Origin of the sequence: Methylobrevis pamukkalensis (assembly GCF_001720135.1) — a bacterium.
Taxonomy (GTDB): domain Bacteria; phylum Pseudomonadota; class Alphaproteobacteria; order Rhizobiales; family Pleomorphomonadaceae; genus Methylobrevis; species Methylobrevis pamukkalensis.
On the sequence record NZ_MCRJ01000275.1, the window covers coordinates 1 to 1,009 of the forward strand.

General features: G+C 67.8%; 3 protein-coding genes. All 3 read right to left on the bottom strand.

The features are described 5' to 3' along the window. A partial coding sequence (locus tag A6302_RS20470) for an ABC transporter ATP-binding protein (protein ID WP_141704054.1) occupies positions 1-409 on the bottom strand: 409 nt, incomplete at its 3' end. 27 nt (positions 410-436) lie between these two features. Then, positions 437-724, bottom strand: a complete 288-nt coding sequence (locus A6302_RS25030; RefSeq protein ID WP_245294185.1) for an MDR/zinc-dependent alcohol dehydrogenase-like family protein — start codon at positions 722-724, stop codon at positions 437-439. Continuing rightward, on the bottom strand, positions 691-1,009 hold a 319-nt coding region (locus tag A6302_RS25035), incomplete at its 5' end, for a zinc-binding dehydrogenase (protein WP_245294186.1). The genes A6302_RS25035 and A6302_RS25030, both read right to left, overlap by 34 nt.

Consider the following 1,009-nt stretch of genomic DNA (forward strand, 5'->3'; position numbering starts at 1 on the left):
CGCCGGAGAGCTGCTTGGGAAAGCGGTCGAGCAGCTTGCCGAGGTCGAGGATCTCGGCCGCGCGCTTGACCTTGGCCTCGATCTCGGCCTTGGGCGTGCCCTTGAGCCGGAGCGAGAAGCTCATGTTGTCGGCGACGTTCATGTGCGGATAGAGCGCATAGTTCTGGAACACCATGGCGATATCCCGGCCCTTGGGGGGCACGTCGTTGACCACCTTGCCGCCGATGCGGATGTCGCCGGCCGAGATTTCCTCAAGGCCCGCCAGCATGCGCAGGAGGGTCGATTTCCCGCAGCCGGACGGGCCGACGAGGATGACGAACTCGCCATCCTCGATGTCGACGGACACGCCGTGGATCACGTCCACCGCGCCGTAGCGTTTCTTCACGTTGTCGATGGTGACGGTCGCCACGTCGATCTCCTCTGTCAGGGTCCGCCGTCAGCCCGGCATCTCGATCTGGATCTTCACCTCGCCCTTCGGGGCGCTCGCCGCATATTCGAAGGCGGCGACGCTCTCCTCGAAGGGATAGGTCCGGGTGATCAGCGGCGCGACGTCGATCGCCCCGGAGGCGAGCATCGCCACGCAGCGCGGGAAGACATGGGCGTAGCGGAACACATGCTCGATCCGCGCCTCCTTGATCTGCCCCTTGGCGACGTCATAGGCGATCGGCTCCAGCGGGATGCCGACGTAGATCACCTTGCCGCCGGGGCAGAGCGGATCGAACACGTCGCCGCCGCCCGCTCGTTGCCCGAGCATTCGAACACGATGTCGGCGCCCCAGCCGTCGGTCTCGGCAAGGACGCGCGGGGCGAGATTCTCGCGCAGCACGTTGACCGGCGTCACCGCGCCGAGCCTTGCGGCGATGTCGAGCTTGCTGTCGTCGACGTCGGAGACGATCACCCGGGCGCAGCCGGCGGCGAGCGCGGCGAGCACCGTGACGAGGCCGATCGGCCCGGCGCCGATCACCAGCGCCACGTCGCCGGGCTTCACCTGGGCCTTGGTCGCCGCGTGG